Genomic DNA, 24,122 nt, shown 5'->3' with positions numbered 1-24,122 from the left:
TCATTTTCATCTTCATCTCTTTATCTTTCATTTTTATTTCTTTTTTTTCCATTTTAATTTTTTTATCTTTCAATTTACCTTTGGACTTCTCTGCCTGCTTCATACATTTTTTCATCATGGCGATAGCGACAGGATCCTTCATATCAATCTTGCTGTGATCCATTTTGCTACAATCAGCTTTTTCAGCTTTTTTTGCATGTAATTTTGGATCATGTGCTGTAGCCGTCATTGATAAAGTAATGGTTGGTATCAATACCAAAGCTAATTTTGTTAAAGTTTTCATGGTTTACTCCTACGTTAATAAAATATTAATGGGTTATTGTATAAATTCATCAAATGCAATATTTTTTGCATCAATGCTTTGGGTTATCAATAAATCAATGGTTGTGCTCATCATGTCTGATGGCCCATACAAATTAAATTCAACACCTTCGATTTGGAAAATTTTGTTAATATTTGATATTAGTTATTCTTGAACATAACCTTTAGTGCTCAGCCAATCTTTAGTAGCCCCAGATAACACAGTTCTAGTGCCACAAAAAAGTAAATGTCCCTTTTAATTAAACTACCATTTTCAGGGGGTAATTAATTGTTCTTCAATTAAAGACTTAATTGGTGCCATACCAGATCCAGCGCCGATTAATATCATCGTTTTATTACTTGATGGTTTTGCATGAAAATATTAAAAGGGACCTAGCGTCTCTATTTTCTGACCTACTGCTAAGTTACATAAATAACTTTAACCTACACCAGGAAATACACTTTTGTTAGGAGCATTTTGTATCTTAATGTTAAACACCAGCTCTTCTGCACCACCGTTATTTTGACCATTAGCCAAGGAATAACTTAGAATACAGGCATTATTCTCATATTCCAAATGTTCAATATGATGCCAGTAGGGTTTTAATGCTTCAGGCAAACGCTTCGGAATATATCCCTCCCTTGTCAGCAAAAATAAATATAATGAAATCCACATTCCCTTTACAATCAGCAAAGCTTTTTGAGGTTTTTGTCCACTCGAACAATAGAATTAATAACTATAAAAAACTAATTGAACAAGCCTTGGTTGCGTCGAGACAATCTCAGATTTATTTTTACTTAACTATCCTCTCGGCTCTTAGCTACCTCAATTGTGGCCTGAGTACTCATCAGTCTCGTTACCTGAAAACATAACTATAATGGAGTATTACTGATATATTTTATATAAGGTCTCAAAGCATAACCATCAACATCTTTAGAGCAAAATTCCGTTATAACTAACGAATAATCGCTATATTTCATTCATATAAAAAGAAATACGAGCGATTCCATGTAAAAGTACCAAGATAAAAGGAGAATGTTATTCCCCTAATTTTTAAATTAAAACTTCGCTTCAGAATTTACTTTTAATACTTCGCCTGACATTGTCATCAGGAAATAAATTGTTTTATTTTCTGATTTATTGTTAGCACTAACAATATAACGGTTAGCTTCTGCCGCATGTAGTTTGAAACTTTCTGAGGTCAAACTCTTCCAGCTCGAGTCTAATTTTCCAACCTTGAAACCTAAATCTTTAAAAGTCAGTTTTTGGGTAGCTTTAGCTGCAATTTGTGTTGCTACTTTAGGGCTTATTTTTCCGTGTTCAGTATGCGCGAATGCTGAACTTGTGCTACATATCAATGTAATGAATAAGGCTGCTATTAAAGTTTTCATTTTGGTACTCCTATTATTTTAATTAAATTCAAAGTATGTTTGTTTTTTTATTATTTGAGGTGATTATTTGAGGCCATGCTCGGTGTATTCACCTTTTACAATAAGTTGAACAGTGACTGGGGAGTCAGAGGTGTTTTTCCAATACCAACCATGAGAACCAGCAAATGGTGCCGTAAAACTCCCTTTCATTTCACCCAGTGTTGCTATTGCATAACTTTCAAAATAGCCCGTTGTGTCGCCTTCTGGTTCGCCATGTAAATCAAAATACAATGCTGACCTATCTGTTATCCATTCATATTCAAGCTTTTGGTATTGCGCCATGATAAATTTGTATTCAACACCGCGACCAGCAGGAACAATTACTTCAATGGTTTCTGTAGCAACTTTTGATTTTTCGGCGGCTTCTCGTGAAGAGAGTGGAGTAGACGCTTCGGCCTTTACGTTGTGAAAAACGGTTAGTCCAAGTTCATGCCCAATCCCTGTGGGATCAATATTATACTCAGCAGGCAATATAATGGTTAAAAGTGTAATTGCTGCAAAGACTAAGCTAAACAGTGTGTATTTGAGCAATGCTGAATTCGTTAAAGTTATAGTTTGTGGCGTTGTTTTTTGCATCGTTTTATCTCTTAAATTAGGGTAAAGTTTAATAGTAAAAGTTTAATAAATTAGTTAATGAAATAACCAGTCAGTTGAAAACCTACCAACATAAACCCTGCACTCATCAACAAACAATTCGTGTTTGTCGCAAAGCGAGTGAAGCTGCTATGTTTACGCCAAAAATTAATCACTAAAAGAATAAAGGCCAAGGCGGTAAACTGTCCTAATTCAACCCCAACATTAAAGGCAATTAAATTAGTAATTAAGCCGTCATCAGGAAGTTGAAACTCTTGTAACTTGGTTGCTAAGCCAAAGCCGTGAAAAAGACCAAAAATCAGTACAGCAAGCTTGGCATTGGGTGATTTACCAAAGAGTCGATTAAAGCCACCTAAATTATCAAAGCCCTTATAAACAACCGATAGCCCAATAATGGCATCGATCAAATAAGCATTAACTTGTATGTCACTGATCACGCCAAACAATAAGGTTAAGCTGTGCCCTAGCGTAAACATACTGACATACAATAAAACATCTCGACTTCTATATAAAAAGAACAGCACACCTACTAAGAACAATAAATGATCGTACCCCGTCACCATATGCTTAGCACCGATATACAAAAATGGGATAATTTGTACACCAGTGTTTTGTAGTAAAAATGCTCGTGTGCTTTCATCGACACCATGAGCAAAGGCTTCAATCGGTAACCATATAGCTAGTAAAGCGATAAAACTCGACAAGCTATATCGCTGTATAATATTAAACATTAACGGTTTCCTTTGAATGAGTTGTTTCAGTGGAGATTTCTTCGCGATGTAGTAAACGATATAAAGCTGGAAGAACGAATAGCGTCAATATAGTTGAGGAAATCACCCCTCCGATCACCACAGTCGCTAGTGGGCGTTGAACCTCTGAGCCAATGCCCGTATTAAGTGCCATAGGCACAAAACCTAATGAGGCAACAAGCGCGGTTGTTAGCACAGGCCGAAGTCTTGTCAATGCACCTTCGATAATAGCCGTATCTAAAGCAGCTCCTTCGCGTCTAAGTTCTCGTATAAACGAGACCATAACTAGGCCATTTAAAATAGCGATGCCTGATAAAGCAATAAAACCAACAGCGGCTGATATTGAAAAAGGAATATCTCTCAACAGTAAAGCAAAAATACCACCTGTTAAGGCTAATGGAACACCAGTGAAAATAATCATGGAATCTTTAAATGAGCCTAAAGCCAAGAAAAGAAGACCAATAATCATCACCAACGTAATAGGAACCACGATAGATAGGCGCTCTGATGCTGATTGTAATTTTTGGTAGGTGCCGCCATATTCAATCCAGTAACCCGCAGGTATTTCAACAGACTCATTAATTGAAGCTTGAATATCCTTAACAAATGACCCTAAATCTCTCCCTCGAACGTTAGCGGTAACAAACACTCTACGTTTGCCATTTTCTCTATTGACTTGGTTTGCACCTTCAACCAATACCAATTCAGCTAGCTCCTGTAATGGAACATAACTGTTATCGAACATCTGTATTGGTAGGTAAGCCAAGGCATCAACATCAGTTCTTAGCGCTTCTGGAAGACGTACTACTATGTCTGCACGTTGATCACCTTGATAGAACTTACCCGCAATCGTACCGCCTAACGCTGTGGAAAGTTGATCTTGTAGTTGCTTCACGCTTATTCCATATTTTGCTAGCTGGGCAAGTTTTGGATTAATCGTCATTAGTGGTAAACCAGTCGTTCTCTCTACTTGAATATCAGCAATCCCCTCAACATTAATAATAGCTGCGTTTATGCTCTTTCCTAACGCTGCTAAAGTCTCAAAATCATCTCCAAACACTTTGATAGCCAGCTCTGCACGAACTCCTGATAACAACTCATTAAACCGCATTTGTATTGGTTGTAAGAACTCATATCGATTACCCGGTATAGGCTCTACTACGGCTGCTAATTCCTCAACAAATTGTGCTTTAGGTTTATTAGGATTTGGCCATTCACTGCGTGGTTTTAAAATAATAAAATTATCGGCAACACTGGGTGGTACAGCATCTGTTGCAACATCGGCTGTGCCTATTTTTGCAAAGACACGTTCAACTTCTGGCATTTGATTGATTTTTTCTTCTAAGACTTTTTGTAACGCGACAGCTTGCGACAATGATGTACCGGGAATACGCAAGGCATGCATGGCGATATCACCTTCATCAAGGTTTGGCACAAATTCGCTACCAAGTTTATTGGCAGAAAATCCTGCTAAGCCAACAAGTCCAACTGCGAAAACCACAACAAACCAGCGAAGTTTAAGCGCAAATGTTAAAGAGGGACGATAAAGCGCTAAAGATGATTTTATAATGATATTTTCTTTTTCTTTTACAGGGCCTTTGAACAAAATAGCAATAGCTGCCGGAACAAAAGTTACGGATAAAAACATTGCACAACATAATGCTATAACAACGGTTATTGCCATAGGGTGAAACATTTTACCTTCGACACCCGTAAGCGCAAAAATAGGTAAATAAACAGCAGTTATAATAAATACGCCAAATAATGCCGGACGGATGACTTCTTTAGTTGCTTCATAGACCAGTGCTAATCGTTCATTAACTGCCATGGTACGACCATTCGCAGAAGCTGAGCTGAGCTTTCTTAGACAATTCTCAACGATGATAATCGCACCATCAACAAGTAGTCCAAAATCTAACGCCCCTAAACTCATTAGATTGGCACTTACGCCTACTTGTACCATGCCCGTTACGGTCATTAACATCGCAAATGGGATAACCGCGGCAGTAAGTAATGCCGCTCTCATATTGCCTAACAATAAAAACAACACGACAATAACTAATAACGCCCCTTCAAAGAGGTTCATTTTTACTGTATCGAGTGTCTTTTCAACTAAGGTAGTACGGTCATACACAGCGGTAACGGTAATACCGATGGGTAAACTCGCTTTAACTTCGTCTAACTTTATACCAACCGCTTTAGCAACATTTCGACTGTTTTCACCAATAAGCATGAAAACGGTACTCATCACCACTTCTCTACCATTTTGGGTCGCTGCACCTGTTCTTAACTCTTTTCCTTCTTGTACTTTAGCAACATCAGAAATTCGAATAACACTGCCTTCAGTCGTCCTAACAGGAATATTAGCGATAGCCTCTAAACTTTCTACCTGTCCGGGAATACGTAATAACCATTGAGCGCCATTTTTTTCTATAAACCCAGCGCCCTTATTATCATTATTATTTTCGATCGCTTGAATAATATCTTGCTGATTAAGGCCAAATTCCAGTAGCTTTTTAGGCTCAAAGGCAACAAGTATTTCACGTTTAAAACCACCAATAGGGTTAACTTCAACCACACCCTCCACTTGCATTAACTGAGGACGAATAATCCAATCATGAACCGTTCTTAAATCTGTAGCTGTAATTAACTTCCCTTCATCATTACGTGCATTAGGCTCAGCATCCACGGTAAACATGAATATTTCACCTAACCCAGTTGCTATAGGTCCAAGTTCAGGCTCTAATCCAAAAGGTAAATCTGATTTTGCTGAGACTAAGCGTTCATTCACTAATTGTCTGGCAAAGTAAATATCAGTATCATCACTAAAAATGGCGGTTACTTGCGATAAGCCGTAACGTGAAACAGAGCGTGTACTCACTAAATTTGGTATACCTGCCAATGCGGTTTCTAATGGGTAAGTAACCCGTTGTTCCACTTCAAGCGGTGTATATCCTGGGGCTTCTGTGTTGATCATTACCTGAATGTTGGTGATATCAGGGACGGCATCGATCGGTAGCTTGGTAAAATTCCAAAGACCCAATCCTGCGAAGGCGAGTACCGCCAACATAATAATTGAGTTTCTACGAATAGAAAATCTGAGTAAATATTCGAGCATTATTTTTCCTTTAAAAGTAAGTCTTTTAGGCGTAAACTTTTTTTACTAACCGTTGTAATTAAAAGGGAAACCTTTAGTGGTCATGTGATGCGCCAGATTTTTCAACATCGGCTTTGAGAATATAACTATTCTCAGTGACATATTCAGTGCCTAGGGATATACCGCCTAAGACTTCAATTTCATCCCCCACTATGCGGCCTAATTCAAGCATTCTTACTTCATATTCATTGCCAACTTTGGCATAAACCACGGTAAAATCACGAAAGCTCTGCAATGCGTTACGCTTTACCGCCATCGCTACCTCAAATGAGCCAATTTCAATTCTTGCACTTACAAAAGAGCCTTCAGATAATAAGGAATCACTATTGTTTACTAAGACACGAAATAGCTTCGCCTGATCATTCCTAACTTTTAATACTCGGCTATCAATTTTACTTGTGTACTGTTCTTCAACACCATTAATGTTAAGCGTTGTTTTTGCGCCAATATTAATTTTGGCTAAATCCAAAGGAAAAACAGCTAGCTCCGCAACTAAGGTTTCATCATTAGTCACCGTAAGTAATATTCGGCCTTTAGATTGCTCACCAGAAGTAACGTTAACCGCACTCACAATGCCTTTTTGAGTTGATATCACCTGATAAGATTGCAAACTTTCATTACTTTCCAGAGTGAGTAACAATTGACCTTTCTTAATTGCATCACCTAGCTTGACGTGAACTTTTTTAACCAGTCCATCGAATCGAGCGTAAACATTACTGCTAGCATCGGCTGGTAATGTTAAGTTTCCAAACACCTCAATGCTTTCATGGAATGTTGATGGCCCGACAACTTCAGTACTAATTTCCATTGCCTCTGCAATTTTGTCATCAATACTTGTTCGACCTTCAAAATTATCATATTGCCAACTGTAAGTTTTTCCCTGATATTTAGCCGTTAGAGAGACAATAAATGAGTGAGGTTCGTAGATAACCATATCACCACGAAGATACTGGCCTTCTTGAAAAAAATTAATGTTATCGACACCATCACCTAATCGGGTCAATTTTACATTTAGCTCTACTTTCGCAGGGTCGATAGTTTTTCCATTCTCAGTTGCCCACACACGAAACTCAGGGGGCACTCCCGTTTCAAAAATGGATAGTTCAATGGCAAAATTATCTTTTTTCAACAGTCGTCCACGATTCGGCCCTTTCTCTGGCTCCGCTTCTTCTACCTTTTGCTCTGAAACGGCAAGGCTAGAGAAACTTGTACTTAAGCTAACAAAGCACAGTGTGCTGATTAGAGTTAATATTTTAAATGTTGATTTCATGATTATTTCTCGTTATTTTTTTCAATAGATTGAGCGTTAAAAGGTGCATTAGCGTTTTTATTAATGGCAATTAGAGACGTACCCGTTAATCGCTCTATTTCAATATTGTTTAAATGTGCATTTTGATAAGCAGCAATCAAGTCTGACTGCGCATCTAATAATTCTTTTTGAGTATTCGTCCACTCGGTATAGCTATATCGGCCAATTTTGTAAGCTTTTTCAGCTTCAACAAAAGCTTGTTCAAGCACAGGTATAAGGTTTTCAGTCATAGCATGAATGACATGTTGGCTGTGTTTCATTTGTTCAATAAGCACAAACAACTGGGTATTCAATTGATGAACGAGTGCTTGTGACGCTGTTTCTAATTCAGTTTTAGACGCGTGTAACGCATTTATTTTCCCTTGATTTTGATTGCTATCACCAAAAGGAATTGAAATTCCAGCGACTAAACCAAAATCATCGGTTGTTTCGTAACGTCTTAATCCTGTTGTAAATTTCCATAGTGGTTTAGTTTCAATACGAGCAAGTTCAATCTCAGACTGTGCAATTCGCTGTTTTGTAGCGAAAAGACTGACCGAAGGCAATTGTTTTAGATGAGTAAATAGTGAATCAACATCGGTGCTATTGGTTAAAGGTAAGTGGGGTAACGATAATAATGACCCAATGATGTTAGTTTCTTTATGTTGCTCGCTTTGCCCCTGTCCTTGCCACTGAGCCAATAACTGATATTTACTGGCATCTACTTCATGAGTTAAGTCTTCAACAACTAATTCTCGTTTAGCGACTTCAGCTTGTGATTTTAGTTTATCAACTAAAGAAGACTTTCCTGTATTTACACGTTTAGTCACTGCTTCAAATGATTTAACCGCTTGCTTCAAGCTCATTTTTGACAGTTTTAATCGCTCTTCATTGACCAATACTTGGATAAAATATTTTGCTGTTTGTGCGGCTAAATCTAGCGCTTTAATTTCTCGCGCGAATGCAACGGTTGATCCCTGAATCTTAGCATTTGCCACTCTGTTTTTTACTAGAGCGTTATCTAAAATCCATGAGATAGATAGTGTGGATTGCGCACTTTTAAAGCCACTATGATCACCCGTACCCATTGCATCCTCAATGGTAAGTCCAATTTCTGGTCTAACCTGAATACCAGCTTGTTGAGCATACCCCTTATAAATATCAGCTTGATTAGCAAATACTTTTAGCTCTGGGTGCATATGCATTGTTTGAGATATTGCCGTAGATAAGTCAACCGATTTCAGGGGGCTGTCTTCTGAGTATGCATAACCTGAGTATGTATAAGCTGAAAGTGTTGAAGTGATCATCAGTACCACAGCGCTAAATTTTACATAATGCCTTGACAAAAACCGATTGGCGGTCGGTTTTTTATTTGTGAATGATTGAGTAAATAGTTTCATTTTTAATACCTTAGAGTGAGCCTTGGAGTAAGCCTTAAATTATTATTTTAATGATCGAATAGCGTTTCAATAGCGTGATGGAGGCTATCTACTGATGTCATTGATATGACGGCTAATAGTATTATTGTGAGTAAAACCACTTTCATTGGAAAAGGTTTGAGTTGAGTATCATTGAGCAATTCTAATACTCTTTGCTCAATGGATTGACGACAAAAGTGAACGAGTAATTCGCTTTTGAACTGTTCATGTATGGAATATTTAGCCGCTAACTTAGTAAATCTCACTAACGTACTAGCAACATTGTGCGCCTGTTGTTGAGTTTTTACGAAGAAAGAATCAGCCGCTTGCTCCATGGTAATTGCCATCATCGATTTCAATATTTTCTTAACATTAGGTGAAAAATAAGAAGACAATAATGAAAATACCCACTTTTGTAGCGGGTCAGCATAGTGTAAATGAGCAAGTTCATGTTGAATGATGATTTCAATGTCATCTGAATCTAGTTGCTCCATCAAGCCTGTAGATATAAAGCACGATGGTTTAATTAACCCACCTGTGAATGCTGTCGGGATCGATGAATTGATTATAAAGACGTTCTCACTCTTCTTTGTCGCTAAAGTGCGCAACAAAATTATCTGATAGTGATTTTTGTAGGCTACAACTAGACTTCGAACAGCAATAGTGAGACTGAAGCCGATGAAGAGAATTAAACTAATACTATGCCAGCTTAAAAAATAATAAATATTAGGATGATGCCAGTGAGCTAATTCAGTTAACCATACAAACATTGCCCCTGATTGAAAAAGAGGGCTAAATAACAGCGTTACAAATAATGCAATAATCCAAGGTGAAAGCACACATAACCAGAGTAACGATTTACGGGTAGGCACAGTGTAACTTTGAATTTTATTTTTTACCGACCAATATGCAAGCGAAATAAAGCCATTGGCAACGATAAAAGCTAATACGGCAATCGTGAGTAAATTAAATGCTAACGCCCAATGACCATAAATCATTTTTCGGCCTTTGTTTTTAATTTTTTGCGCTGTTGCTCAATCATAGCTTCAAGTTTATCCAACTGATCCTCATCTAGATCAGATGAAATTGAAGAAAAAGCCGCAACAACGCTATTTTCATCTTTAACAACAAAATCATGAGTAACACTTTTAATGAGTTGGCCTATCAATTCTTGACGAGCAACTTTAGGGAAGTATAGATATGCGTGGCCGTTCTTTACCCGACTTAATAGATCTTTTTTAAATAAGCGATCTAACGTGCTTTGAATGGTATTAAGAGAGCCGCCTCGATTTTTCTCGAAATAGCTATGTACCTGCTTAGCGTCAGCAGGCTGTGCCTTCCAAAGGTATTCCAATACTTGTTTTTCTAGTTCACCGAGTTGCATAGACTTTTCACTACCCTATTTAAGTATTGTGATATTGTCACATTAAAAACCGAGTGGCAATCGGTTTTTAGATTTATTCCACTAAATCTTCTACTTTAGATAATGATTACTCATTACAGCATAGGCACACACGTCAATCGCAAAGACTTCGATAAGAAAGTGTAACTTCTCTTCTACCCACTCTCTGCGGTGATCAAAGCTTTGACCTGACAAGGCATCTTCGCCACATAAAAAAGCGCCTCGAACACAACGCACAACACAATGATAATAAGGGGTATCTACTAAACTGATTTGTTGTTTCCTTGGCGTAGCCATAAATCACCTGTGATTATGTCGCTTGGTTATTTCAGTGTAGTGCATCAGTAGGGATGATCAATTCTATTAAAATTACTAGGCTGGGTGTCCTATTAATATTCCTGGGTGTCATATTAATATCCCCCTGTTAATATCTTATTAAAATTACTAGGCTGGGTGTCCTGTTAATATCTTTTGCTGTTAATATATTAAAGTCGCATAAGTCTATTTGTTTTTCTATGTTGGCCAAACGAAGGGAGCGGGCTTGTTGGAAGTCGTTTTTGCTACTGCTGTATTTTGGGCGAGTATCCCCCTTATTAATTTCCCCGTTTCTTTATGCTTACTACAAAATGTTTTCAAGTATAAAATTTCAACTCTACTGCGTGCCCAAGGGGTTGTACGCAGAAATTTCAAACTTGATTTGAGGCGCGGTTTATTGGTGAAACAACGAATATTAAGTAACTCACCCATCTTATCCCAGCCAATTTTCTTCTCTAGATCGGTTAGGATTTGTTCAAGTTTCACGCCGTGGAGTGGATCATTACTTTTATTCATAGTCTACTTAAATTTAAAAATAGCATTGTAACAAGTTTACTAAATATTGACAGAATTATGCGCTTAACTCAGGTAAAAGTGCAGAAAGAACTTTAAGGAAAAGTTAATATTGTCAATGAGCAGACATAGATATTATTCACGACCTAAGTCACCACCCCTTCAAATTAACGCGTTTAGTAATTCAGTTATTTAGCGCAATAAAAAAGGCTTACATTGCTGTAAGCCTTTTCTATAGTATTGGTGCAGATGGAGAGACTCGAACTCTCACGACCTAAGTCACCACCTCCTTCAAATTAACGCGTCTAGTAATTCAGATATTTAGCGCAATAAAAAAGGCTTACATTGCTGTAAGCCTTTTTCATAGTATTGGTGCAGATGGAGAGACTCGAACTCTCACGACCTAAGTCACCACCCCTTCAAATTAACGCTTCTAGTAATTCAGTTATTTAGCGCAATAAAAAAGGCTTACATTGCTGTAAGCCTTTTTTATAGTATTGGTGCAGATGGAGAGACTCGAACTCTCACGACCTAAGTCACCACCCCCTCAAGGTGGCGCGTCTACCAATTCCGCCACATCTGCATTTTTAAAACTTTACTTTGGAATGTCGTTATCACTCGCTTTTTTAGTCGCTGCAGGAATATCGCTATTCTCTGATGACTGACCTGGCTCTACACTTTCGCTAGGGATTGATGAATCGCCTGGTATAGTTTGCTCTACAGGAGTGTTTAAGTTGTTCCACTCATCGGTAGATTTAATTCTATTTGCCGTCAAGTTACCTAACACTAAGCTGATAACAAAGAACGCGATAGCTAACCATGTAGTCGCTTTAGTTAAAAAGTTACCTGAGCCACTTGAACCAAATATTGTTGCTGAAGAGCCGGCACCAAAAGATGCGCCCATATCTGCGCCTTTACCTTGTTGGATTAGAACTAAACCAATTAAACAAATTGAAACAATTAAATAAGCAATAATTAACGATTGATACAACATTTTAAGATCCTTTGGCTGACGAGCAAATTATTTTGAATTCGTCGACTTTTAAACTAGCACCACCAATAAGACCACCGTCAATATCAGTTTGTGCAAATAATTCTTCACAGTTAGCAGCATTTACGCTACCACCGTATAATAATGGCACTTTATTCGCGATAGTATCATCAGCATTAGCTAAAAATTGACGAATAAATAAGTGTGTTGCTTGTGCCATTTCTGGAGATGCTGTTTTGCCAGTACCAATAGCCCAAACAGGCTCGTAAGCAATAACAACATCTGTAAATTTTTCTATACCTATTTCGTCAATTACTGGCTGTAATTGTGAAGCGAGTACTGTCTCTGTTTGTTCAGCAGTTCGTTCATCTTCACTTTCACCAATACACAATATAGGTGTTAAACCAGCATTCAATGTTGCTTTAACTTTATGAGCAACTTGTGTACTTGTTTCTTTGTAAATGCATCTTCGTTCAGAGTGCCCTACAATAACATAATTTACAGAAACTTCCTTGAGCATATCAGTGGATATTTCACCGGTATATGCTCCACTTTGATGCTCGCTTACATTTTGCGCACCTAAATGGATGTTTGCTTGTAAATTTTCACTTTTAGCACTTATTGTAAATGCTGATAGAAAAGGAGCAGGAGGACAAACAACAACGTCGACATTTTTAGCTAGCTTGACACTATTTAATCCTGAAATCATTTCTTTTATCAGCGAGAAACTTCCATTCATTTTCCAGTTTGCGGCTACTATTGCTTGTCTTTTCATTTATCTTTCCTAATTAAAGCGGCGAGATATTAACTAACCTACGAACAAGATACAAGTGTTTAACTTAATATCTTGTTCATTTGCTTATTATTCAACCGTCTGACGTCTATTTTGTTAACAAGCGGCTTTAACAGCATCAGCAATTACATTTGCTAGCTCAGTAACTTCTATTAATTCTGGTCCTTCAACCATAACGCGTATTAAAGGCTCAGTACCTGATTTACGTAATAACACGCGACCACGCCCTGAGAGTTGCTCATTGACCGTATGTACAGCAGCGACGACATTCTGCGCCGTTAACGGGTCATTGTCACCGGTAAACCTAACATTAACTAACACTTGTGGTAATTTAGTCATTCCTTGGCGGAGTTCATGTAAGGTTTTATCACCACTGCAAACAGCGGTTAATACATTTAACGCGGCGATAATACCATCACCCGTAGAAGTATTTTTTAAATTGATCACATGGCCAGAGTTTTCAGCGCCCAACTGCCAACCTTTTTTGTTGAGCATTTCGGTAACATATCGATCGCCTACTTTGCTGCGAGCAAAAGGTATACCCATATCTGCAAGCGCAATTTCAAGACCCATATTACTCATCAGTGTACCAACAACACCACCACTAATAACGCCGCTTTGTAAATCGTTTGAAGCGATAACGTAGACACATTCATCACCATCAAGCACATAGCCGGTATGATCAACCATCATCAAGCGATCGCCATCACCATCGAGTGCAATACCTAAATCAGCCTGATGTTCAACAACAGCCTTACTGATAGCGTCCATTGATGTTGCACCACATTGGTCGTTAATATTGGTACCATTAGGCGATGTACCAATTTCAATCACTTGTGCACCTAATTCACGAAACACGTTAGGTGCAATGTGGTAAGTTGCACCGTGTGCGCAATCAACAACAATTTTAAAATCTTTTAAGGAATATTGGCTAGGGAAATTACTTTTACAAAACTCAATATAGCGCCCAGCAGCGTCTTCAATTCTTGTTGCTTTACCTAATTTAGCCGATTCAACACAGCCCATTTCTTTATCTAATTGAGCTTCAATAGCCAGTTCTACATCATCGGGTAACTTCTCACCATTTTGTGAGAAAAACTTAATGCCGTTGTCATAAAATGGGTTATGTGATGCACTAATAACGATACCCGCTTCAGCGCGAAAAGTTTTAGTAAGGTAAGCAATTCCTGGCGTCGGCATTGGTCCCAATAAGCCAATATCGATACCTGCAGCAGAAAAACCAGCTTCCAGGGCTGACTCAAGCATGTAGCCTGAAATTCGGGTATCTTTACCGATAAGTACTTTTTTTGTGCCTTGGGCAGCTAGTACGCGGCCAGCGGCATAACCTAATTTCATCACAAACTCAGCGGTGATTGGGTATTGTCCTACTAGGCCTCTTATGCCATCGGTTCCAAAATATCTTCTTTCTGACATTTTATTTGTCCTTTATATTTACTTTTTTAGTATATTTAATGATGAGTTATTTATTTATGGTGGTAGCTTGTAAAACTTTTAAAGCATCGACTGTTTCTTTTACATCGTGAACACGAATAATTTTTGCCCCTTGCTGAGCGGCTATAATGGCTGTTGCTAAGCTACCCGCTAAGCGTTCATTAACCTCTCGATTAAGAAGATTACCGATCATCGATTTTCTCGACAGTCCTGCCAATATAGGCAAATCTAGGCATTGAAATTTAGCCATATTCGACAATAAACTATAATTTTGTTCTAACGATTTACCAAAGCCAAAGCCAGGGTCTAAAATAAGACGCGAAGTATTAATACCCGCTTGTGCACAGGCTAAAATTCTTTCGTGAAAGAAAGTGGTAATGTCGTCTATTAAATTAACGTAGTGAGGATTATGCTGCATGGTTCGAGGTAAACCTTGCATATGCATTAAACAAATACCAACACGTTGATCTTGTGCTAATACCGGTAAGCAACCTTCATTTTGCAGGGCTCGAACATCATTGATGATACCTGCCCCATGAGTGATGCCCTCAGACATTACCGCGGCTTTACTGGTATCAATAGAGACAATGATATTAAAACGCGCATTAATGGCTTTTAATACGGGAATAACACGCGCTAACTCATCTTTAACAGAAACGTCTTTAGCGCCTGGACGCGTTGATTCGCCCCCGATATCAATAATGGTGGCGCCATCGGCTATCATCTGTTCAGCTTGTCTTAACGCAGAGTCAATACGAGAGAATTGTCCGCCGTCAGAAAATGAGTCTGGGGTTACATTTAAAATCCCCATCACCTGCGGGGTTTCAATATTAAGAAAATGTGTACCGCAAGGTAGATTTTTCAACAAAACTTATGCTCTTTGTGATTATTCTGTATAGAAATTTATTTTATAAAAAACAACTTACTGTCAGTAAAGTAAATTAACTTTTATAAAATAAAGCCTCGTTAATCGAGGCTATATTTAAAGGCTATTAATCAGCAGAGGCGTCACTAGGTTTATCTAGATCTGGCGCTACTTCTTTTTTCTCAGCTTTATCTTCTTTAGTATCAGAAGAGGCATTGTCATCAGCTTTAGGTGGCTTCTTTGAATCAGAGTGATTATCCCACTCAGCCATTGGCGGACGAACTTCTCTGCGTTCCATTAAGTCATCGATTTGTCTAGCATCGATAGTTTCGTAATGCATTAACGCATCTTTCATTGTCTCTAAAATATCACGGTTCTCGTTCAATATCTTTTCTGCACGTTGATAATTACGGTCAACAAATGCTTTGATTTCAATATCAATCGCTTGTGCAGTTTCGTCAGACATGTTCAACGATTTAGATGATGAACGACCTAAAAACACTTCACCTTCTTCTTCAGCAAATAACATTGGACCCAATTTTTGTGAGAAGCCCCACTGAGTAACCATTTTACGAGCAAGTTGAGTCGCACGTTCAATATCGTTAGATGCACCGGTAGAAACTTTCTCAAAACCGTAAATCATTTCTTCAGCGATACGACCACCGTAAAGTGACGAAATATTACTTTCTAAATGCTGTTTACTATGACTAAACCTGTCTTGTTCTGGTAAATACATAGTGACACCTAAAGCGCGGCCACGAGGAATAATACTTACCTTGTAAACGGGGTCATGATCTGGCACTAAACGACCAACAATCGCGTGCCCTGCTTCATGATAAGCTGTCATGGCTTTTTCTTCTTCGCTCATAACCATCGAACGACGTTCAGCACCCATTAATATTTTGTCTTTCGCTTTTTCAAATTCATCCATCGATACAGTGCGGCGAGCCGAACGTGCAGCGAATAATGCGGCTTCATTAACTAAGTTAGCTAAATCTGCACCTGACATGCCCGGTGTACCACGTGCAATAACTGATGCTTTAACATCGTCACCCAAAGGTACTTTGCGCATATGCACTTTAAGAATTTGTTCGCGACCACGAATATCTGGTAGACCAACCGTAACTTGACGGTCAAAACGACCAGGACGAAGTAGTGCTGGATCTAAAACGTCTGGACGGTTAGTTGCGGCAATAACGATAACGCCTTCATTACCTTCAAAACCATCCATTTCAACCAACATTTGGTTAAGTGTTTGTTCACGTTCGTCGTGTCCACCCCCCATACCTGCGCCACGTTGGCGACCTACCGCATCGATTTCATCGATGAAGATGATACAAGGGGCTGATTTTTTAGCTTGCTCAAACATGTCACGCACACGAGATGCACCAACACCAACAAACATTTCAACAAAGTCAGAACCTGATATAGTGAAAAATGGTACTTTAGCTTCACCAGCAATAGCTTTTGCCAGCAAGGTTTTACCTGTACCCGGTTGTCCTACAAGTAAGACACCTGAAGGAATACGGCCACCAAGTTTTTGGAATTTAGTTGGCTCTTTTAAGTAATCAACAAGCTCAGAAACTTCTTCTTTCGCTTCGTCGCAACCAGCAACATCAGCAAAAGTTGTTTTTATCTGATCTTCACTTAAAAGTTTCGCTTTAGACTTACCAAAAGACATCGCTCCTTTTCCACCACCGCCTTGCATCTGACGCATGAAGAATATCCATACACCTATCAACAAAATCATTGGGAACCAAGAGATAAAAATAGTGGTTAGAAAGCTAGTTTCTTCCGGCAATTCACCAGAAGCATTAACGCCTTGTTTAACTAAATCGTTAATTAAATCACGATCGAAACCACCAGGAATAACAGTAACAAAGGCTTCACCACTACGTTTTGTGCCTTTGATAACACCATTACGATCAACATTTGCGTCACGGATCTGTCCTTGACGGACATCTTTAATGAAACGCGTGTAATCAACTTGTTGTTCAGTAGTGGTGCTCGGAGTGAACCCTTGGAATACCGACATTAAAACAACCGCTATTACCAACCATAAAATAAGATTTTTTGCCATATCGCTCAACTTAATGACCTCTTGTACTTTGAATGAACTTTTACTTAACCGTCAACTAGCACAGATAAACGGCTAGTTCTGAAATCAACCTAAACTTTTAAGTTGATGAGTCGTAATTTACTATAATTTAACGCTCGGAGCTATTTAAATCCGGTAGCAACCAAATATACTTCGCGTGAACGTGCACGTGACGAATCTGGTTTACGGGTTTTTACTGTTTTAAATGCTCCTCTTAAGTCTTGCATAAATTGCTCAAATCCTGCTCCTTGAAAGACTTTAACAACAAATGCGCCATTTTTCTTTAATACCTGATTACACATGTCTAATGCTAATTCAACAAGATACATACTTCTTGCGGCATCGGCACCGTCATTACCGGTAAAATTAGCGGCCATGTCAGACATAACAACATCGATATCTTTGCCGCCAATACGGTTTAGTAATGCATTAAGTACCGGTTCTTCTCTGAAGTCGCCTTGTAAAAAGTCAACACCAGCAATAGGGTCCATTGCCAGGATATCACAAGCAATAATTTGCCCGCCACTTCCAACGGCTTTGACCGCATATTCTGACCAACCTCCTGGTGCAGCACCTAGGTCGACCACTTTCATGCCTTTTTTAATCAGCTTATCTTTAACGTTTATTTCTTCAATTTTAAAGTATGCTCTAGAACGCACACCGAGTTTCTGAGCTTTTTTTACATACTCATCATCAAAGTGTTCTTGCATCCAACGGGTACTACTATTACTTAATTTCTTTTTACTCATTAATTTAACTTAATTAATTTGTTAATAATGCAAAACGATTTAACGTTTTATTAGTATTACAGAGTAGATGGAGGTAAAATAGTATTAATTCAAGCTAACTTGTAACGAAAATTGTTAATGAGCCTAAATAAAAAACAAATACAGTATTTAAAAGGTCTTGCGCACCCATTGAAACCAGTGGTTTTATTGGGTAACAACGGCTTAACAGAGGCAGTAGTTGCCGAAATTGATTATTCATTAAATCATCATGAATTAATTAAAATTAAAATCCCAACCGATGATCGTGACAGTAAAGCATTAATTGTTGAAGCTATTTGCCGTGAAACAGCGTCAATTAAAGTTCAAGTAATTGGTAAAACATTAATTATTTATCGTCAGTCACCAGAAAAGAAAATAAGAATTCCAAAAATTTAATTTTTACATTCTTATCTAAAAGAGCTTCGGCTCTTTTTTTATGTCTAAAATTTATGACTACACGCAGACTGACATTTAAAGATTACATTATTGACAACTATATTAGGATATCCTAATGTAGCTGTAATAGAGAAACAATATTGACTCTTTTTAATCATTAAATATTAAGGCCTTTATAAATGTTGAAAACTATCCCGACACTGATAGCTGAAATTAGAAAAAACATTCAAACTACATCGGCTCATGATGCTTACCTAAGTGCGAAAAAAGAGAAAAGCCTCTTTATTGACGTGCGTGAAGCGCAAGAAGTTGTCACTAGCCCAGTGATAAATTCAGTTAATATTCCACGTGGTGTTTTAGAGATGAATATTGGTAGCTGCACGACTGATGAAGACCAGCGTATATATCTTCATTGTGCAACCGGCGGCCGGGCGAGTCTTGCTGCTGAACAATTAAACCGTTTAGGCTATAAAAATGTTTGGGCTATTATATGTCAGCATAATGATGTTTGTTCTGCACAAGAAAAAAGTTAGCATCGCGACAATAACCCTACATTTTACTTAAGAGTAAAATTGAAAAGGCTACACAATTGATTTGTTTAGCCTTTTTTATCTCTTCAAGGAATACTAGATCGTTAGTTTTGATTTATTTAACGCTAATATTTGCCCGCCAATACCTTTAACATTCAACAAGTCTTCGACCGAGATAAACTTACCGTTTTCATTTCGGTATTTGACAATGGCTGCCGCTTTTTTCATGCCTATGCCTTTTAATAAGGATAAGGTCTTAATATCAGCATGGTTTATATCAATACGCTCGTCAATTTGATTAACATTGGCATTGGGCTCATTACCACCGACACTTTCAGCAAAGCTTAATGACGAAAAAGTAAAGGTCAGGCAAATAAGTAAGATTTTTGAAAAATTAATCATGATTATATCCTTTTATTGTAAATTCCATTACGCCTCACAAACAACAAACTGTTAATTTATTATTAATAAGACGTTAATAGGTTTAGGATAAAATTTTACTTTTGTCAATTTATAGCCATTAATAAAATTATGCTAATTGACCTTAATTAAGCGATAAATTAATCGACTGCAAAACTTGCTGTGGGTTTTCAGCTTGAGTAATAGGTCTGCCAATAACTAAATAATCAACACCAACGGCCATTGCCTGCTCTGGCGTCATAATACGTTTTTGATCATCACTGGCGGCACCTGCAGGTCTAATACCTGGCGTGATAAGCTTAAAGTCTTTACCTAAAGCGCTTTTCAGGCTTTGAGCTTCCTGTGCTGAACAAACAACACCATCAAGGCCAGCTTCTTTTGTCAACTTTGCTAGCAGCATCACTTGCTCGGCTGGCGTTCGCGTAATACCTAAGCCCAGTAAATCTTCTTCACTCATACTGGTTAAAACAGTGACGGCAATAAGTAATGGGGCGTTATCACCGTATTTTTCTAATGCCTGTTTAGCTTTAACCATCATTTCATGTCCACCACTGGCATGAACATTAACCATCCACACCCCCATCTCTGCAGCAGCGGTTACCGCTTTTGCTACGGTGTTAGGAATATCGTGGAACTTTAAATCTAAAAAGACATCGAAGCCGCGACCCGTCAATTCTTTAACAAACGCAGGTCCAAAATGAGTAAACATTTCTTTACCCACTTTTAAACGACAATCCTTTGGTTGAATCTTATCAACGAATGCAAGCGCATCCGCTTTTTTATCGAAATCTAGGGCAACAACTACTTTTGCATCATTCATACTCAATCCTCAATTCTTAATTCTTAATTCTTAATTCTTTAATAATTTTTGAGTTCAAAGTCCTAAGGTTCAAGAGCAAAGAAAAAGCACGGAGCTGACGAAAGTCAATGAGTACTTTTGAAGACGCTATTGAGTCTTAGGGCGAAGAAATCGGTAATTATTCTCCTTCAAGGCCCCGCACTGGTTTCAATTGTTCCCAGTCATGGCATGAAGGACACGCCCAATAATGTTTACTGCTATTAAAACCACAGGTTCGACAACTATAACGCGGTTTTAGATTCAAATAAGCGCCAATCAATTCTTTGATCATATCTAAATTTTCGGTGTTGTCATGCTCGGTAGAGTTAACCATTTGCATCTTAATAAAATGCTTAAAGCCTTTAATGGTTGGACGCTTTTTCAAAGCAAGTAAAATAAATTCTTTCGCTTTTTCGTTGCCATATTTAGCTTCAAGGTGACTTAAGTATTTTATCAGTGCGCTCGAACCACCGGTTTCATCATAAACTTTTCTAATAAATTTAAAATATTCATCGTCGGCATCTAACTGATGATAACAATTTTGCATTTCATCAATAACATCAGGAAAGAATTCTTTATCCTGAAGATAGATGTCTTGATAGCATCCGCAGGCTTCATTGAACTGTTGATGCTTTTCATAAATTTGAGCTAATAACCAATTAGCACGACAAGAATTAGCATCATAAATCAACGCCAACTCTAATAACTCTATGACTTCAATAAAGTTATCTTCTGCTAAGGCTGTTGTCGCTAATTCACAATAAAAATTAGCTAAGTTATGAAGAAGTTTTTTATCTTTAGTTTTAACAATGGCTTTTTTATGACTGATGCCTTTTGACCAATCTTTAGTAGACTGGTAAATACGCATTAAATAATCAAGGGATTTTAAGCCATAGTGTTTTGATTTAAGTAGCTTTTCAAACATGGTTTCAGCGCGGTCGTATAAGCCGGCACTAAAAAAATCTTTACCTAGCTCAAAAGCAGCTTGTTGCTTATCTTTAGCGGGTAGATGTTTCTGTCTAACTAAGTGCTCATGCACTTTTAATGCGCGGTCGAGCTCACCACGGCGACGAAATAAATTAGCCATGGCAAAATGTGCTTCAACAGTATCATCTTCAACTTTAAGGGCTTCTAGTAAGTAGTCGATCGCTTTATCTTGTTGATTTGATAGGAGGTAATTTAAGCCTGTTGAATATTTTATCGACAAGGCTTGTTTAGCTGAGTGATCATTTTGTTTAACACTATTACGACCCATGAACCAGCCATAGCCCATTGCAACAGGGAGTAATAAGAACAATAGTTCTAACATATAATTTACACTGATTCTTTAGAGGATGATTTTTTAGGTTTTATCATTCGAACAAACTTCCACAATAATGCAAAGAGTAAGCCCAGTACAAAGCCCAAAGTGGTAAATAAACTGACAGCCGCAGCAACTGATAATTCAGTTCGGGCGATGAGATAATTCAATGTTAAGGTCTGCTCATTTTGACTACCAAAAATAAAAGCGATGACTAGTAAGCTGAACAGGAAAAACGCTGTAATATAAATACGCAAAATAAGTTACCTATGATGAAAATTAAGTTAAAAAAAACGGCATACCATTATAGCATGCCGTTTTATTGATAATTTATCAATTACGCTATTGAAAGATTTACTCTTTCACGTAACTCTTTTCCAGGTTTAAAATGAGGAACGTATTTACCTGCCAACTCAACGGATTCGCCAGTCTTAGGGTTACGTCCAACACGAGGAGCACGAAAATGTAATGAAAAACTACCAAAACCACGAATTTCAATACGCTCACCTTTTGACAAGGTTTGTGCCATCATTTCTAAGATTTCTTTAATAGACTGTTCAACATCTCTCGCTGATAAATGACTTAATTTATCGGCTAATCTTTCAATAAGTTCAGATTTGGTCATTTGACCTCCTGTGTTCACTAGTTTGAAGTTAATAGTACCTTCTCGCCAATGGATTTTAAACGAAGAGAAGCGTTATATTTCAAACACTTCTCACCTTCAAGTGTCTAAATTAGTTTTTAGCGTTTTTAAACGCTGCAGCCATTGCACTTAAACCAGTTTCTTCAACTTGGTTTAGGTTATCCATAGCTTCACGTTCTTCAGCTTGGTCTTTAGCTTTGATTGATAAGCTGATAGCACGGTTCTTACGATCCACACCCATAAACTTAGTCTCAACACTATCACCAACAGATAATTCAGTTGACGCATCTTCGATACGCTCACTAGAAATATCAGATACGCGTAGGTATCCTTCAACGCCTTCGGCTAATTCAATTTTAGCGCCTTTAGCATCTACTTCGATAACCTTACCTGTAACAATAGCACCTTTCTTAGTATCTGCAAGGTACTGATTAAACGGATCATCTTCAGTTTGCTTAACACCTAAAGAAATACGTTCGCGCTCAGGGTCAACTTGTAGAACTACAGCTGATATTTCATCACCTTTCTTGTATTCACGAACAGCTTCTTCACCGCCAGCCCATGAAATATCAGATAAGTGAACAAGACCATCAATGCCGCCGTCAAGACCAATAAAGATACCAAAGTCAGTAATTGACTTGATCTTACCTGATACTTTGTCGCCTTTGTTGAAGTTCTTAGCGAACTCTTCCCAAGGGTTAGCGATACACTGTTTAAGGCCTAAAGAAATACGACGACGTTCTTCGTCAATTTCTAATACCATAACTTCAACCGTGTCACCTAAGTTAACAACTTTAGACGGGTGGATGTTCTTGTTAGTCCAATCCATTTCAGAAACGTGAACTAAACCTTCAACGCCTTCTTGGATTTCAACAAAACAACCGTAGTCAGTTAAGTTAGTTACACGACCAGTAAGTTTAGCGCCTTCAGGGTAACGCTTAGCAATTGCTACCCATGGATCTTCACCTAACTGCTTCATACCTAGAGATACACGAGTGCGCTCACGGTCAAACTTCAATACTTTAACTTGTATTTCGTCACCAACATTTACGATTTCACTTGGGTGCTTAACGCGCTTCCAAGCCATATCTGTAATGTGTAGTAAGCCGTCAATGCCGCCTAAGTCTACGAATGCGCCGTAGTCAGTAAGGTTCTTAACGATACCTTTAACTTCTAGGCCTTCTGCTAATGACTCTAACAATGCATCACGTTCTACGCTGCTTTCAGATTCGATAACGGCACGACGAGAAACAACAACGTTATTACGCTTTTGATCAAGCTTAATAACTTTAAATTCTAATTCTTTGCCTTCAAGGTGAGTTGTATCGCGAATTGGGCGAACATCTACTAATGAACCCGGTAAGAAAGCACGAATATCGCTAACTTCAACCGTGAAACCACCTTTAACTTTACCGTTGATAACACCGATAACAGTTTCTTTTTCTTCATATGCTTTCTCAAGCACTTGCCACGCTTCATGACGTTTAGCGTCATCACGTGAAAGAATAGTTTCACCAAAACCGTCATCTGTAGCTTTAAGAGATACGTCGACTTCATCGCCAACGCTTACATCAACTTCACCAGCGTTGTTTTTAAACTGGTTAATGTCAATAACACTTTCAGATTTAAGGCCAGCATCAACGATAACATTGTCTTTAGTAATAGCGACAATCGTACCTTTGATAATTGAACCAGGGCGTGTTTCGATTTCTTTTAAACTTTCTTCAAATAGTTGTGCGAAATTTTCAGTCATAACTTGCATATAAACTCAGTTATTAATCCAGTCAACATCAATGTTTCATGGGGTTATTTAATAGTGCCCAGTGCATCCGTACAGTAGGCTATAGGTTGATTTTTGAAGC

General features: G+C 38.1%; 25 protein-coding genes, 1 tRNA gene and 1 pseudogene. 2 read left to right on the top strand and 25 right to left on the bottom strand.

Annotated features, from left to right (window positions below; genetic code table 11):
- The 19 genes and pseudogenes from H4J56_RS13625 to rlmE all read right to left on the bottom strand — a co-directional run.
- On the bottom strand, positions 1 to 283 hold a 283-nt coding region (locus H4J56_RS13625; RefSeq protein ID WP_182259470.1), incomplete at its 3' end, for a hypothetical protein.
- Positions 284 to 739: 456 nt separating this feature from the next.
- Entirely contained in the window at positions 740 to 976 is a 237-nt protein-coding gene (locus H4J56_RS13620; RefSeq protein ID WP_182259469.1) for a hypothetical protein, read from the bottom strand.
- A gap of 383 nt (positions 977 to 1,359) precedes the next feature.
- The gene (locus H4J56_RS13615; protein WP_182222283.1) at positions 1,360 to 1,692 is read right to left on the bottom strand and encodes a DUF6488 family protein; all 333 of its coding nucleotides are present in this window, start codon (positions 1,690 to 1,692) and stop codon (positions 1,360 to 1,362) included.
- A gap of 63 nt (positions 1,693 to 1,755) precedes the next feature.
- The gene (locus H4J56_RS13610) at positions 1,756 to 2,307 is read right to left on the bottom strand and encodes a hypothetical protein (protein WP_182215861.1); all 552 of its coding nucleotides are present in this window, start codon (positions 2,305 to 2,307) and stop codon (positions 1,756 to 1,758) included.
- A 50-nt stretch (positions 2,308 to 2,357) separates the two neighbouring features.
- Positions 2,358 to 3,056 carry a HupE/UreJ family protein gene (locus H4J56_RS13605; RefSeq protein ID WP_182222281.1) on the bottom strand — a complete coding sequence of 233 codons (699 nt, stop codon included), beginning with the start codon at positions 3,054 to 3,056 and terminating at the stop codon, positions 2,358 to 2,360.
- Complete coding sequence (locus tag H4J56_RS13600) at positions 3,049 to 6,192, bottom strand: efflux RND transporter permease subunit (RefSeq protein ID WP_182259468.1); 3,144 nt, start codon at positions 6,190 to 6,192, stop codon at positions 3,049 to 3,051. Before H4J56_RS13600 ends, H4J56_RS13605 begins: the two co-directional genes overlap by 8 nt.
- Positions 6,193 to 6,265: 73 nt before the next feature.
- Positions 6,266 to 7,501 carry an efflux RND transporter periplasmic adaptor subunit gene (locus tag H4J56_RS13595; protein ID WP_182259467.1) on the bottom strand — a complete coding sequence of 412 codons (1,236 nt, stop codon included), beginning with the start codon at positions 7,499 to 7,501 and terminating at the stop codon, positions 6,266 to 6,268.
- 2 nt (positions 7,502 to 7,503) lie between these two features.
- Complete coding sequence (locus tag H4J56_RS13590; protein ID WP_259368197.1) at positions 7,504 to 8,919, bottom strand: TolC family protein; 1,416 nt, start codon at positions 8,917 to 8,919, stop codon at positions 7,504 to 7,506.
- A 47-nt stretch (positions 8,920 to 8,966) separates the two neighbouring features.
- A complete protein-coding gene (locus tag H4J56_RS13585) occupies positions 8,967 to 9,935 on the bottom strand; it encodes a M56 family metallopeptidase (RefSeq protein ID WP_182251301.1) in 969 nt (322 codons plus the stop codon).
- Entirely contained in the window at positions 9,932 to 10,321 is a 390-nt protein-coding gene (locus H4J56_RS13580) for a BlaI/MecI/CopY family transcriptional regulator (RefSeq protein ID WP_182215851.1), read from the bottom strand. The genes H4J56_RS13585 and H4J56_RS13580 overlap by 4 nt, the downstream gene beginning before the upstream one ends.
- A gap of 102 nt (positions 10,322 to 10,423) precedes the next feature.
- A pseudogene (locus H4J56_RS13575) lies at positions 10,424 to 10,636 on the bottom strand (transposase); the annotation flags it as partial.
- Positions 10,637 to 10,852: 216 nt separating this feature from the next.
- A complete protein-coding gene (locus H4J56_RS13570; RefSeq protein WP_182215849.1) occupies positions 10,853 to 11,170 on the bottom strand; it encodes a VF530 family DNA-binding protein in 318 nt (105 codons plus the stop codon).
- Positions 11,171 to 11,665: 495 nt separating this feature from the next.
- Positions 11,666 to 11,750: transfer RNA gene (locus tag H4J56_RS13565), tRNA-Leu, on the bottom strand.
- A 12-nt stretch (positions 11,751 to 11,762) separates the two neighbouring features.
- Positions 11,763 to 12,158 carry a preprotein translocase subunit SecG gene (secG, locus tag H4J56_RS13560; RefSeq protein WP_182215881.1) on the bottom strand — a complete coding sequence of 132 codons (396 nt, stop codon included), beginning with the start codon at positions 12,156 to 12,158 and terminating at the stop codon, positions 11,763 to 11,765.
- Between the two features lie 4 nt (positions 12,159 to 12,162).
- A complete protein-coding gene (tpiA, locus tag H4J56_RS13555; protein ID WP_182215847.1) occupies positions 12,163 to 12,933 on the bottom strand; it encodes a triose-phosphate isomerase in 771 nt (256 codons plus the stop codon).
- Between the two features lie 114 nt (positions 12,934 to 13,047).
- Complete coding sequence (glmM, locus tag H4J56_RS13550; RefSeq protein WP_182215846.1) at positions 13,048 to 14,385, bottom strand: phosphoglucosamine mutase; 1,338 nt, start codon at positions 14,383 to 14,385, stop codon at positions 13,048 to 13,050.
- 46 nt (positions 14,386 to 14,431) lie between these two features.
- A complete protein-coding gene (gene folP, locus H4J56_RS13545) occupies positions 14,432 to 15,214 on the bottom strand; it encodes a dihydropteroate synthase (protein WP_182215879.1) in 783 nt (260 codons plus the stop codon).
- A 181-nt stretch (positions 15,215 to 15,395) separates the two neighbouring features.
- Entirely contained in the window at positions 15,396 to 17,357 is a 1,962-nt protein-coding gene (gene ftsH / locus H4J56_RS13540; RefSeq protein WP_070373824.1) for an ATP-dependent zinc metalloprotease FtsH, read from the bottom strand.
- A gap of 131 nt (positions 17,358 to 17,488) precedes the next feature.
- Positions 17,489 to 18,115, bottom strand: coding sequence for a 23S rRNA (uridine(2552)-2'-O)-methyltransferase RlmE (rlmE, locus tag H4J56_RS13535; RefSeq protein WP_182215844.1), 627 nt, complete (start codon positions 18,113 to 18,115; stop codon positions 17,489 to 17,491).
- A 117-nt stretch (positions 18,116 to 18,232) separates the two neighbouring features.
- Between rlmE and yhbY the strand changes: the two genes are divergently transcribed.
- Both yhbY and H4J56_RS13525 read left to right on the top strand, forming a co-directional pair.
- Complete coding sequence (yhbY, locus tag H4J56_RS13530; protein ID WP_070373826.1) at positions 18,233 to 18,529, top strand: ribosome assembly RNA-binding protein YhbY; 297 nt, start codon at positions 18,233 to 18,235, stop codon at positions 18,527 to 18,529.
- A 179-nt stretch (positions 18,530 to 18,708) separates the two neighbouring features.
- The gene (locus H4J56_RS13525) at positions 18,709 to 19,062 is read left to right on the top strand and encodes a rhodanese-like domain-containing protein (protein WP_182259466.1); all 354 of its coding nucleotides are present in this window, start codon (positions 18,709 to 18,711) and stop codon (positions 19,060 to 19,062) included.
- Positions 19,063 to 19,155: 93 nt separating this feature from the next.
- On the opposite strand, the gene H4J56_RS13520 is transcribed toward H4J56_RS13525, so the two are convergent.
- The 6 genes from H4J56_RS13520 to rpsA form a co-directional block, all read right to left on the bottom strand.
- Positions 19,156 to 19,461, bottom strand: a complete 306-nt coding sequence (locus H4J56_RS13520; protein ID WP_182215842.1) for a helix-hairpin-helix domain-containing protein — start codon at positions 19,459 to 19,461, stop codon at positions 19,156 to 19,158.
- 142 nt (positions 19,462 to 19,603) lie between these two features.
- Entirely contained in the window at positions 19,604 to 20,299 is a 696-nt protein-coding gene (gene pyrF / locus H4J56_RS13515; RefSeq protein ID WP_182215840.1) for an orotidine-5'-phosphate decarboxylase, read from the bottom strand.
- 157 nt (positions 20,300 to 20,456) lie between these two features.
- Positions 20,457 to 21,626 (bottom strand): lipopolysaccharide assembly protein LapB, encoded by a 1,170-nt coding sequence (gene lapB, locus H4J56_RS13510; RefSeq protein WP_182244948.1) that lies wholly within the window; start codon positions 21,624 to 21,626, stop codon positions 20,457 to 20,459.
- A gap of 5 nt (positions 21,627 to 21,631) precedes the next feature.
- On the bottom strand, positions 21,632 to 21,874 hold the full coding sequence (locus H4J56_RS13505; protein ID WP_182215837.1) for a lipopolysaccharide assembly protein LapA domain-containing protein: 243 nt from the start codon (positions 21,872 to 21,874) through the stop codon (positions 21,632 to 21,634).
- Positions 21,875 to 21,954: 80 nt separating this feature from the next.
- Complete coding sequence (gene ihfB / locus H4J56_RS13500; RefSeq protein ID WP_070373831.1) at positions 21,955 to 22,242, bottom strand: integration host factor subunit beta; 288 nt, start codon at positions 22,240 to 22,242, stop codon at positions 21,955 to 21,957.
- A gap of 109 nt (positions 22,243 to 22,351) precedes the next feature.
- Complete coding sequence (gene rpsA, locus H4J56_RS13495; RefSeq protein ID WP_070376968.1) at positions 22,352 to 24,013, bottom strand: 30S ribosomal protein S1; 1,662 nt, start codon at positions 24,011 to 24,013, stop codon at positions 22,352 to 22,354.
- Positions 24,014 to 24,122: the final 109 nt, after the last annotated feature.

Source organism: Colwellia sp. BRX8-4 (genome assembly GCF_014077345.1).
Classification (GTDB): domain Bacteria; phylum Pseudomonadota; class Gammaproteobacteria; order Enterobacterales; family Alteromonadaceae; genus Colwellia_A.
Note: the sequence above shows the minus strand (reverse complement) of the source record. Positions and strands in the feature narration are given on the sequence as shown.

What these genes read in the sequence shown, in the direction of transcription:
- folP (WP_182215879.1), bottom strand. Translation starts at nt 15,214, where the DNA reads ATGGGGATTTTAAATGTAACCCCAGACTCATTTTCTGACGGCGGACAA.
- rlmE (WP_182215844.1), bottom strand. Translation starts at nt 18,115, where the DNA reads ATGAGTAAAAAGAAATTAAGTAATAGTAGTACCCGTTGGATGCAAGAA.
- glmM (WP_182215846.1), bottom strand. Translation starts at nt 14,385, where the DNA reads ATGTCAGAAAGAAGATATTTTGGAACCGATGGCATAAGAGGCCTAGTA.
- ihfB (WP_070373831.1), bottom strand. Translation starts at nt 22,242, where the DNA reads ATGACCAAATCTGAACTTATTGAAAGATTAGCCGATAAATTAAGTCAT.
- H4J56_RS13585 (WP_182251301.1), bottom strand. Translation starts at nt 9,935, where the DNA reads ATGATTTATGGTCATTGGGCGTTAGCATTTAATTTACTCACGATTGCC.
- rpsA (WP_070376968.1), bottom strand. Translation starts at nt 24,013, where the DNA reads ATGACTGAAAATTTCGCACAACTATTTGAAGAAAGTTTAAAAGAAATC.
- H4J56_RS13590 (WP_259368197.1), bottom strand. Translation starts at nt 8,919, where the DNA reads ATGAAACTATTTACTCAATCATTCACAAATAAAAAACCGACCGCCAAT.
- H4J56_RS13580 (WP_182215851.1), bottom strand. Translation starts at nt 10,321, where the DNA reads ATGCAACTCGGTGAACTAGAAAAACAAGTATTGGAATACCTTTGGAAG.
- H4J56_RS13570 (WP_182215849.1), bottom strand. Translation starts at nt 11,170, where the DNA reads ATGAATAAAAGTAATGATCCACTCCACGGCGTGAAACTTGAACAAATC.
- H4J56_RS13615 (WP_182222283.1), bottom strand. Translation starts at nt 1,692, where the DNA reads ATGAAAACTTTAATAGCAGCCTTATTCATTACATTGATATGTAGCACA.
- H4J56_RS13610 (WP_182215861.1), bottom strand. Translation starts at nt 2,307, where the DNA reads ATGCAAAAAACAACGCCACAAACTATAACTTTAACGAATTCAGCATTG.
- pyrF (WP_182215840.1), bottom strand. Translation starts at nt 20,299, where the DNA reads ATGAATGATGCAAAAGTAGTTGTTGCCCTAGATTTCGATAAAAAAGCG.
- H4J56_RS13600 (WP_182259468.1), bottom strand. Translation starts at nt 6,192, where the DNA reads ATGCTCGAATATTTACTCAGATTTTCTATTCGTAGAAACTCAATTATT.
- H4J56_RS13595 (WP_182259467.1), bottom strand. Translation starts at nt 7,501, where the DNA reads ATGAAATCAACATTTAAAATATTAACTCTAATCAGCACACTGTGCTTT.
- H4J56_RS13605 (WP_182222281.1), bottom strand. Translation starts at nt 3,056, where the DNA reads ATGTTTAATATTATACAGCGATATAGCTTGTCGAGTTTTATCGCTTTA.
- H4J56_RS13525 (WP_182259466.1), top strand. Translation starts at nt 18,709, where the DNA reads ATGTTGAAAACTATCCCGACACTGATAGCTGAAATTAGAAAAAACATT.
- lapB (WP_182244948.1), bottom strand. Translation starts at nt 21,626, where the DNA reads ATGTTAGAACTATTGTTCTTATTACTCCCTGTTGCAATGGGCTATGGC.
- H4J56_RS13520 (WP_182215842.1), bottom strand. Translation starts at nt 19,461, where the DNA reads ATGATTAATTTTTCAAAAATCTTACTTATTTGCCTGACCTTTACTTTT.
- tpiA (WP_182215847.1), bottom strand. Translation starts at nt 12,933, where the DNA reads ATGAAAAGACAAGCAATAGTAGCCGCAAACTGGAAAATGAATGGAAGT.
- H4J56_RS13620 (WP_182259469.1), bottom strand. Translation starts at nt 976, where the DNA reads ATGTGGATTTCATTATATTTATTTTTGCTGACAAGGGAGGGATATATT.
- yhbY (WP_070373826.1), top strand. Translation starts at nt 18,233, where the DNA reads ATGAGCCTAAATAAAAAACAAATACAGTATTTAAAAGGTCTTGCGCAC.